Origin of the sequence: Hominilimicola sp. (assembly GCF_046972485.1) — a bacterium.
Taxonomy (GTDB): Bacteria; Bacillota; Clostridia; order UBA1381; family UBA1381; genus Hominilimicola; species Hominilimicola fabiformis.
Genome location: NZ_JBKVWU010000022.1, coordinates 1 through 11,366, shown reverse-complemented (window position 1 = coordinate 11,366; position 11,366 = coordinate 1). Strand labels below are relative to the sequence as shown.

Annotated in this window: 5 protein-coding genes; all 5 read left to right on the top strand. The window is 37.3% G+C overall.

The features are described 5' to 3' along the window. On the top strand, nucleotides 1–262 hold a 262-nt coding region (locus ACLTU0_RS04245), incomplete at its 5' end, for a hypothetical protein (protein ID WP_412321496.1). 14 nt (nucleotides 263–276) lie between these two features. Beyond that, complete coding sequence (locus ACLTU0_RS04240) at nucleotides 277–5,937, top strand: S-layer homology domain-containing protein (RefSeq protein ID WP_412321495.1); 5,661 nt, start codon at nucleotides 277–279, stop codon at nucleotides 5,935–5,937. Between the two features lie 13 nt (nucleotides 5,938–5,950). Then, nucleotides 5,951–8,965 carry a hypothetical protein gene (locus ACLTU0_RS04235; RefSeq protein ID WP_412321494.1) on the top strand — a complete coding sequence of 1,005 codons (3,015 nt, stop codon included), beginning with the start codon at nucleotides 5,951–5,953 and terminating at the stop codon, nucleotides 8,963–8,965. 196 nt (nucleotides 8,966–9,161) lie between these two features. Beyond that, nucleotides 9,162–10,265 (top strand): glycoside hydrolase family 88 protein, encoded by a 1,104-nt coding sequence (locus ACLTU0_RS04230; RefSeq protein ID WP_412275055.1) that lies wholly within the window; start codon nucleotides 9,162–9,164, stop codon nucleotides 10,263–10,265. Nucleotides 10,266–10,276: 11 nt separating this feature from the next. Beyond that, nucleotides 10,277–11,366, top strand: a 1,090-nt coding sequence (locus ACLTU0_RS04225; protein WP_412321493.1) for a GH36-type glycosyl hydrolase domain-containing protein, incomplete at its 3' end; no start/stop codon positions are given.

Below are 11,366 nucleotides of genomic sequence, written 5' to 3'. Positions count from 1 at the left end.
AATTCATATTATGAATAAAACGGAGCATGAGCTAAATGGTGAACTAAAGGTTGAGGGATTGCCTGTTGACAATGTTGATAATGCACTTTACAAGGTTTATCCGAAATGGGTTTCATATCCGCATTGGCCGTGGAGAAATTATTCGTATAGTAACTTTAAATTTACCATTCCTAAGGATAAAAAGGGAGAATATACAATAACCGTATCGGATGTATCGAATAACGGTATTGAGCCGCAGACCTATAAACTGATAGTAAAATAGAATGGAGGCAGAGAATGAGGATGATTAAAAAAATCTGTTCGGTTATATGTGCCGCTGTAATTGCTCTTGGTGGTGTAAACATTGTTGTAACCGCACAGGATACAGAATCACAAATCAAATATAACTATAAGCTTTCAATGGAAAGTGACTCTGACTTTCGTATGGTCTACAGTTATAACGGAGGTACTATAAGCACTAAAAAAAGCTATGTATCAGGTAAGTATGGAAATGCTATGCAGATAACATATCCGGGACATGAGATTTCCGACCCGTCAAAAAGATACAATGGCTTTGTAATGCAGTTTAAGAGCGAGCCGATAGAACTTGCTAATGAAAGTATTTCAATGCTTGACCTTATGAGAGATACAAAAAATATTTCCATGTGGGTACATACACCTCAGACAGTTGACCACGGGAATGGTGCAGCAGAGCATCGTGTTCTTGAAATCGCCATGGAGTATTCAAGTACAGAGGGGAACAAGAAGTATTCAAAAAAGTTCCAACTTCCAAACAACGGCGAATGGGAATACATAACAATACCGACATCTGCGTTTAAGTCCGGGTCAGTAACGATGGACCAAGGAATACAGAGCGATATTTATACGGCACTTAATCAAATGACAATAATTTTCCCGTATAAAGATTATTTTGGTGCTAATCCGACTTCAGATACACTTGAAACACCGTGGGAAGAACCATTGAAGATTGACGAAATACTTTTTGACCGTTCTACAGATGAAGTAAAGGCAATAACCCCGCCGTCAACCGGAGAAGAAGCGTATTTTGAAAATGCAAATATTTCAGAAGTTTTTGTAAAGGGAGTAAAAGTCGAGGACTTTGACAAAAACGCGTCATCAAATAATATTCCTGTGCCGGCGTCATATACTGCGGAGGATATTAAGAAAAATGTAACCGTAGATGTTGAGACACCTACTATTCCAAAGACCAATACACGCCAAGAACTTACGGGTGCATCATATGAAATAACCGCTCCTGAGTCTGTTCCCGGAAACGGAATGATTACAATCACTTCAGGCAGCAGAAAAGTAAAGAAAACATATAATGTAAACTTCACTGCCAGAAGCAGTATACAACCGGAAGTGAGCGATATTGAAGAAAACGGAAATAATATAAGTGTACCGGTGACAAATGAATCATCGAGTGTTTCCGTTGAAGCATGTGCTCTCGCAGTTGTAAAAAACAACGATGGAGTATGTACAAGTGCGTCTTTTGCTGAGCAACGCAGTATTGGTGCGGGTGATACAACAACATTTAATTTTAACATCAAAAAAGAAAGTGATAGTTCGGTAGAGATATACATTTTTAATAATGAAACCGATTATAAACTCTTATGCCCGCCTATAGAAGTGGGAAGCGGAGTAATGCAATACACTGCACCTTCCGGAACGATTTTTGAAAGTCATATAATAGCTTCTGACGGTGGTGAAACTATAAACATAAACGGAACCGTCACAGGAGATGGAACTGCATTTGTTGTGTTTAAAAAAGATGATAAATATATAGGTGCGTATACTATTAATACTGAAAATAATACAATAAACAGTGCTATTCATACCGGTGGAATGGCATATGGACAAATATATGCGGTTTTATCGTATGGAAATACAGTATCGAGAAAATTTTATAATGCCTCGCAGACAGAAATAAACTCATGTATAAGCGAGTATAAAACTCTCGGCACTACCGAATCTGATTGTGCAAATTATTTTGAAAAATATAAGGCAATAATAAATCTTGACAATTATTTGTCACAGGAATTAACATTGTCTGAAATTGCAAAAGCCGTGTCGGTTGCCGACAGAAACGTATCAGCAGTAAGCGATATACGAAAAAACATCGGTGAAGAACTTGTAGTTAAGCTTTTAAACAAAACAAATTCAATTCAAACTTTAAAAGAGATATATTCCTCATATAATGACTTGGCTGAACTTGACGGAGGAACCGATTATTTTAAAAAGTATATAACATCTGATAGTTTACTCAGCAATGTTCTTTCGGCTACGGCAAAAAATGATTATGATTCTATAGAATCGTTGAGAAGTGCATTTAATGAAAATGCTCTGCTTGTGGCTTTTGGATGCGTAAATGGTTATGGTGAGATTGGCAATCTTATTTCAGAAAATAAGAATATACTTGCACCTTATATCAGTTATAGCAGCCTTGAGGGACTTAGTGCCAGTAATCGTACAGGATATTATAAATATGTAACTGAAAAAAGAGTGGAGTCGTTGTCATCTTTAGGGACATTGCTTGATGAGTACATGAATTCTATCAGTAAAAATCCAAATAAAACGAACGGGATAGGCTCAGTATCAGGAAACGGTTCGGGAAAAGGCAGTACATCTATGATAGTTTCGCAAGTGACCGGAAATGATACTGTGTCATCTGAAAAAGACAATAAAATATTTACAGATGTAAATACGGACCATTGGGCGTATACTGCGATAAATTCATTAAAAAATCTTGGAGTTATCAGCGGACGCGGAGACGGAAGCTTTGGCACAGATAATTCCGTAACCCGTGAGGAGTTTGTTAAGATGCTTCTTGGAATTTTCGGAAAGGAAACGGAAAATGTTGATAATAAGTTCAGTGATGTGGATGAGAATAAGTGGTATGCTCCATATGTAAATACTGCTGCCGATATGGGTATCGTAAGTGGAATTGAGGAAGATATATTCGGTGTGGGAGAAAAAATTACACGTCAAGATATGTCAGTTCTTATAGTACGATATCTTAAGCAAGAAAACTGTGAATTGAACGGTGCTGCGATAGATAGCTTTACAGATGATGGTGATATTTCTGATTATGCTAAAGATAGCGTGTATGCACTAAAAAATCTTGGACTTATAAACGGTATGGGTGATGGAAGCTTTATGCCGAGGGCAAATGCAACAAGAGCACAGACTGCTCAGATACTTTACTCTGTATCTCTGTTTATGAAATCAAGAAACATATCGTATACGAATTTGACAGGCAGTGACAGATATATGCTTCTTGCCGGAAAGTTTATGGCACTGGATATAATTCCTTTTCCTAACGAGGAAAACGGTATTGTAACGAAAGGTCAGTTTGCAAAATATCTGGCAGGTTTTGTGAATGCTAAAAATTATGAGAAAAGCGATGACAAGACCATATTCAGTGATGTGGTGCCCGGAAGTACATATTACAATGAAATTCGATTTCTTTATGATAACGGTTATATTGATAAGAACAACTCAGTATTTGGGGCTGACAATCCGATAACTCTGGGTGAGGTTGCTATTATCATGTGCCGTGTACTGGGATATGATGTTTATGCTATCGAGAACGGCGGTAATATCAGTTCATACTACAGTGTAGCGGTAAGCAACGATATTATTCCGAATTTGAGAAAGACTATTGATGATACGCTTTCTTTTATGGATATATTGGAGATATTTGATTCGGCGTCCAAGGCATATATGGTTGTGGATGATTTGGATAAATCGTCAATATACTCTATTTCTAATATAACACCTTTGTATTATTATCATAGAATACTTACTCTTGATGATATAGTATATGTATGTGGAACTCGCACATTAGACGGAAGTGGAGGTCTTAGTGCAGATGAAGTGAGAATAGGTTCTTATAGTTTCAGTACGGATATAAAAGATGTATACAGATACCTTGGTTACAGAGTAAACGCTTTTTACGTTGAAGATGATGAAACTCTAAAATTTATTGAGCCGAACCAGAAAAATAATGTCCTTTCATTAGAGCAGGACTTGATTTCAGACTTTGATGGTTCTGTATTGAAATATTATAAAAATGAAACAACAAACTCGGAGAAGAAAGAAACACTTCCGAAGACAATAAATCGCTTGTATAATTACAATTATGTTGCTGAATATGATACAGAAGACATTAAAAACGCTGATGAGGTTATTCTGATAGACAGTAACAATGATGGAATGTATGATACAGTAAATGTAATCAGAGAAGCAATATACTGTATAAATCAGCTTACACCGTATGAAAATACATTATATGATTATTATAATCAGCCGTCGATAAAACTTAATGATTTGGAAACTGTAATTGTATATGACACTGACGAAAAGTTTACATCGATAGGAAATTTAAAGATTTATGATATTCTTTCAGTTATCGAGGATAAACAAAAAGAAAATGCTGTAATTTACATATCGAGGGAAGAAGCTGACGGAGTTGTTAAGAGGACTGCTCGAAACAACGGGAATTTAACAGTTAGTATTGATGATGCGGAGTATGACTTGACAGATATTCTTGCGGCACAAAATACAACATATTCATTATTGTCAGTAGGAAATGCTGTCAGTGTATTGCTTGACCATCGTGGCAGAATAGCATATGCCGAATTTGATGACAATGATGAGGTAAATAACTTTGCATATCTTGCACAAGCTTTTCCGGCAGAGCATAGCGATGGACCATACCTAAAAGTATATACTACATCCGGAAATATGGAAACATTAGAGTTCGCACGGAATGCAAAGGTAAATAACAAAAAAGTAAATGAATATACAGACATTGAAAAGCTATTCAAGGATGTAAATACAGACCCGGATTCAGTTAATCAGCTTATAAGATACAAGCTGAATAATAATGGTGAAATTCAGTCAGTAAAAACTGCACAATATGTAGATGCTGACGAGCTTTATACAACGGCAAGTGTATTCACCCGCAGCACAGACCTTTCTGACACATACTATAATGCAAACTATAGGAGTTTCCCGGGTTATGCAAGACTTTCGGAGAAGACAAAAATAATGTATGTTCCGGCGAGCAAATCATTAATGGACGACTCCCAATATTATGAGATAAAGCAATTTAAAGATTTGAAGTCTGCAACTTTTGGTACGGTGGAACTATATAATATGTCTAAGGACATGGTAGCGGGAATTGCCGTAATACGTTCGGATAATGCAGGAGGAAATGAGCTCACTTACAGTTCTGTTATGGCGGCGGTTAAGAATGTTTCGCTCACTTCTGTTGATGATGACGAGCGTTATTTACTAACTCTTTTATACAATGGTACAGAACAGGAATTTGTGACCGCTGAGGGAGTAGAACTTGAAAGACAGTATAATAGCAGCGAAGGACCTGTTACATCAACCATTGACGAGGGAGACCTTATAAGGATTGCAACGAATGCTAATAATGAAATTGTTGACTATCATAAAATATTTGATTTTGATAACAATGATAATCCCGATGTGGTAATCAGAGGCAATGAATACGGAGAAACAAAGTCATATATCGGTTCTGCAAAGACACTTATCGCATTTGATGACATGGCTGCTAATCCTGATACCGATGTTGTATCGGGACGTATATGGCAAGGCAAAAATCCATACTGGTTCACCGGTGTTCAATATTCAACGGAATTTGGCATTGTAAAATCAATAACAGGTTCATCAATGATTATACAGACATATCCGGGAACAGCAGGAAGCAACAGTCTGGAATGCGAAAGATACTTCAATCTTAAAAATAATCGTGTATATATTTTGGAGGACAGTCGCGAAGGAGTTCATTTGGGAAGTCTTGATGATATAATTCCATCTAATCTTGCAGGAGAGGCAAAAGCTTCGAGAGTGATTATTTCAAGACATAACGATGTGCCATCGATTGCGGCAATAGTAATACGATAAAGGGGGAAGTAACATGAATAAATTAAGAAAAATAATTGCGTTGATGCTTTCTCTGAGTGTAATATTTACAGCGGCAATATCAGTGTTTTCAGCTGAAAACTTTGATGATGACGGCAACAGAGATAATGATGCGGGACTAAGCGATGAGGAACAAAATGTTCTCATTCAAGACTCGCACCCTAAGCATGAACTGGATAACCCCGATGACGCGTACATAGAGGATATTGAATATGATACGTACATTATGGGTAAGAATGAATATGATGAAACAGTAAAAAAGCTTACAGCTTTTGAAATGTGGGTTCCTATTGATGATGGTTCATATCTTCAGCCAATCAAGGCAGGTGAATTTTTTCTGTCAGTGTGCCGCTACATAAACTGTGACTCATTTTATGACGAAGATGCAAACAAAGAAGACATGTGGGAAAAAGCCCATGATATGCTTAAAAGTATGGGATATGTAGATTTCAATATAGATTGTACGGATGAAATAAGTTTTGATAATGCACTCAGAACACTTGTAAATGCTTTGGGGTATAAGCAGATTGCTTATATGTATGGAGGCAATGATAATGCGTATATACAAATTGCCGCAAATTATGATATAACAAAGAACTTTCTGGATAACCGAAGTGCTTCTATCAGAAGAACTGATGCGGCATCTCTTCTTAATGATTCTATAAAGGCCGATGTATACATTTCATATGGAAATAACGGTCATAAAAGCATTAATACTTTAGAGTATTTCAAGGATGCTTATAAAATCACCGGAGTTGTAGAATCTGTTTCAGAGCATGCAATAACGAGTGGTGATACAATATATAAAGGTATTAGAATAGGAGATTATCTTCTTGCCAGTGACCGCAGTGATTTATATGATTACCTTGCGTGTAAGGTGGAGGCATATTACCGAAAGGAAGATTCCGGAGGAAATACTCTCTTATATATCTCTTATCACAAAAATAACAGCATAATAACGATAGACGGCGAAGATATTAAAAGTGTTGAAAATAACATAATACGATACTATAGCGACAATAAAACAAAAAAAGTATCTCTTAATTCATCAGCGAAAGAGATACTTAACGGATTTTCGCCAAAATCGTTAGACGAGGAAGATTTTTATAACTGCGATTATATCAGATTAGTGGATAACGATAACAATGGTAAGTACGATGTTGTTTTTGTATACAAATATGACATAATGGTTGTAAAACGTATTGTAGAGTCGCAGGGAATGATTTATGGTCTGTACAATGATGACCCAAACGGGTCATTAAAGGTAAATTTTGCTGACTGCGACATGACTGACCGTATGGGCAATCCTGTTGATGCTTATTATATAACAGAGGATTCAATTCTATCAGTTGCTAAAGATATTGAAACAAACAAGACAAAGATTATAGTAAGCAATTTGATGTATACCGGTGTAGTAAAGAGCACTAATGGCACTAAAATTAAATTTGAGGACAGGACATATAAGTATTCAACAAATGCTGAATACTATAAAGACGCAAAAGCAATTAAAAATGGAAATAAATATACGGTGTATCTTGATTACCGAGGTAGGATAGCCGGTTATGATTTGCTTAAAACTGACGATATACAATATGGATTCTTAATACAGGCTTGGATTGAGGATAACAGGAGCGATGTGATAGCCAAACTACTTCCTTATACCGGTGATATGAATGAATTCAAACTTGCAAGAAGTACAAAAATTGATGGTTTAACTTGCAAAGGTGCAGAAAAAATAATAACTGCATTAAAAATAGCAGCGGATTATCAGAGGTCTACGCTTGCAACACTGGATTCGTCATATAAGATAATGGCTGATTATAGTGATGACAGTTATGTGTATGTAAGAGTCCCAATTATGTATAAGCTCAACGATGAGGGAGAGATTAAATATATCGATACTCCATATCATAGCGACAATGAAAATCCGGAGTGGAATGATGTATTCCATGACAATTCTATGACAATGTATAACGATTTTTCTAAAAGGACATCTTCCATAAAACCGGGAGGCATGTATCTTAGAAATACACTTGCATTTAATAGTGATAACGGAAATAATGTGGCGATAAATTCAAAGACAAAGGTTTTTGTAGTTCCCGTTTCAAACGATAGAGGGGATATCGGAGATGCATCACAGTATATTAAGACAAATTTAACCTATTTCGATGATTGGGTATATTATCCGCAGACCGGGACACAATACACAACCGAAAATCGCATTGAAGCATATAACGTGGATGAATCTCGGACAGCAGGTGTAATAGTATATTATACAAGTGACGTAATACCTGAGATAGATAAAAAAGTACCCCTTACAGTAGTGGACGAAGTAGTAAAGGCAGTTAATGATAATGATGAGAGTGTAACTCGAATAATCGGCTGGCAGGGTAATGCTCAAATGCAGGTTGACCTTGCAGAAGATGTCTATCTGAAACGTTACTATAATGGACCTAACGGTTCAAAAATTATGTCGGAAGTAAAGCATGGTGATATAATTCGTTATGTTACAAACAGTAAAGGCGAGCTTGTGGATTATGTTAAGGTATTCTCTTTGAAGGATGAAGACAATCCTGATTATGTAAAAACAGGGAATGAAGAAGGAAAAACTGCTGAGACGTCAACACTAAATAAAACAATGATTGCTGTGTCAGACGGAAAGTATGCTGAAAATGGCCATAATACATCACATATATACAATGCCATTGGTAGCTATAATTACGGTGCAATGTATAGATTGGTATATGGTACGTTGCTTTACAGAAACGGAACAAATCTTGTTCTGAAAACAAAGGTTGATACTGCTCTGGGACAGACAGACAAAATTGAAATAGCTGATTTCTCGGGATATAATGTGTTGTTTATTGATGAGACTACAAATAGAATATATGTTCCCACAGAGGATGATTTGCTCGCAGAGCAGAGTGCAGGAGAGGCAGCATCAAAGGTAATCCTTCATACCGAAGGCGGTAAACAGCGTCAACTAATTATAATAAAAAGGGCTGGATAAAAGCTCCTTTTATCTACTGCATAAATCGAACACAACAAATGAGAGACTGACTTATCTACAGACAGAAAATCCGAGGCGTGATACGTCAGAAATTGCACTTTCATTATATCAGTTTAAGCAACAAGATGGATATATACACGAATGACTGTCGTGTAATTTACGCATAAATTTATTATAGTAGGAGGAGTGATAAAAAGTGAATATTGATAAAGCGATTACATATGCGGAGAGCATCGTAAGAAAAAGCTTAAATTATTTCTATGATTGTTTTCCTACAGAACAAAGTGAAAATCTTGTGTTCAAAAAATTTGAGAACGTTTCATGGACTACCGGATTTTATGAGGGGATATTATGGCTTATGTATGAGCTTACAGGTGATAAAGCTTTTTATAATTCGGCAAAGCATCACAGTGAAATGTTTCATAAGAGGTTGGTTGATCGAGTTGAACTGGAGCATCATGATATGGGCTTTTTGTTTACACTTTCAAGCGTCGCCGATTATCGAATAACAGGAGATGAACAGGCGAAGCAGGATGGAATTGAGGCGGCAGAATGGCTTTTGAAGCGTTATCAGCCAAAAGGTAAATTTATTCAGGCGTGGGGTGCTATGGATGATTCGCAAAGTTATAGATTTATTGTTGACTGTATGTTAAATATTCCGCTTCTATTCTGGGCGAGCGAAGTGACAGGCTACAAAAAGTATTATGACGCCGCCTATAATCATATGCAGACATCAATCGCAAATATTATCCGTCCTGATGCGTCTTCATATCACACCTTTTTCTTTGATCCTGTAACCAATAAGCCGCTTCGGGGAGAAACTCATCAGGGATTTTCCGATGACAGCAGTTGGGCGAGAGGACAATCATGGGCAGTATATGGTCTTGCTCTATGTTACCACTATACTAAAGAGAAGTCGATTTTGCCGTTGTTTGAACGGGTTACGCATTATTTTATTGACCATCTTCCGGAGGATTCTGTTCCGTATTGGGATTTGATTTTCTCCGATGGTAGCGATGAACCACGGGATACCTCCGCAGCAGTGGTTGCGGTGTGCGGAATTCTTGAAATGGAAAAATATTATCACAATCAGGAATTCCTTGATGCGGCGGAAAAGATGATGACAAGTCTTTCGGAAAAGTACACGACAGTAGATTATCCTCAAAGCAACGGAATTATAAAAGACGGTATGTACAGCAGAAAACACGGTCATGAGCCGGAATGTACAAGTTGGGGAGACTACTTCTATCTTGAAGCATTAATGCGCATGAAAAAAAGCGATTGGAAAATTTATTGGTAAGGAGAACAAATATGAAATATGGATATTTTGACGATTTGAATAAGGAATATGTAATAGAGACTCCGAGAACGCCGCTTCCATGGATAAATTATCTTGGAACAAACGGATTTTTCTCATTAATTTCAAACACCTCCGGCGGCTATTGCTTCTACAAGGACGCAAAGCACAGAAGAATTCTGAGATACCGATACAACAATATCCCTGCGGATAACGGTGGACGCTATTTTTACATAAACGATAATGGCGATTGCTGGACACCCTCGTATATGCCGATGAAAAAAGAGCTTGATTTTTATGAGTGTCGTCACGGTATGGGTTACACAAAAATCACCGGCGAGCGAAACGGCGTCCGCGTTGAGCAGACAGCTTTTGTTCCTGTGGACGATAACTGCGAAATACATAGAATTAAGGTGACAAATACAAGCGGTGAGGCTAAAAACATAAATCTGTTTTCATTCGTTGAATTCTGTCTTTGGAACGCTCAGGACGATATGCTTAACTATCAGCGTAACCTCAATACGGGCGAGGTGGAAATTGACGGCAGCGCTATATACCATAAAACAGAATACCGTGAGAGAAGAAACCATTACGCTTTCTATTCAGTAAATACCGAAATAAGTGGTTTTGACACAGACAGAGACACTTTCCTTGGAGCCTTTAACGGTCTTGACACTCCTGACAAAGTAATAAATGGCAAGAGCGGCAATTCAGTAGCTTCGGGCTGGTATCCTATCGCATCTCATCAGATTGACGTGTCACTTGACGCGGGAGAAAGCCGCGAATACATATTTGTTCTTGGATATATTGAGAATGAAAAGGACGAGAAATTTGAAAGCCTTAATGTAATCAATAAGACAAAGGCAAAGGAAATGATTGCAAGATATGAATCATCAGCACAATGCGACGCGGAGCTTGATAAACTTAAATTGTACTGGGATAATCTCCTTTCGGTGTTTACTCTTGAGTCAAACGATGAAAAGCTTAACCGCATGGTAAACATATGGAATCCGTATCAGTGTATGGTGACCTTTAATATGTCAAGAAGTGCATCATATTACGAAAGCGGTATCGGCCGGGGAATGGGATTTCGCGATTCAAATC

Bases quoted from the DNA above. Each gene is read 5' to 3' on its own strand.
- ACLTU0_RS04240 (WP_412321495.1), top strand. From the start codon at position 277: ATGAGGATGATTAAAAAAATCTGTTCGGTTATATGTGCCGCTGTAATT.
- ACLTU0_RS04235 (WP_412321494.1), top strand. From the start codon at position 5,951: ATGAATAAATTAAGAAAAATAATTGCGTTGATGCTTTCTCTGAGTGTA.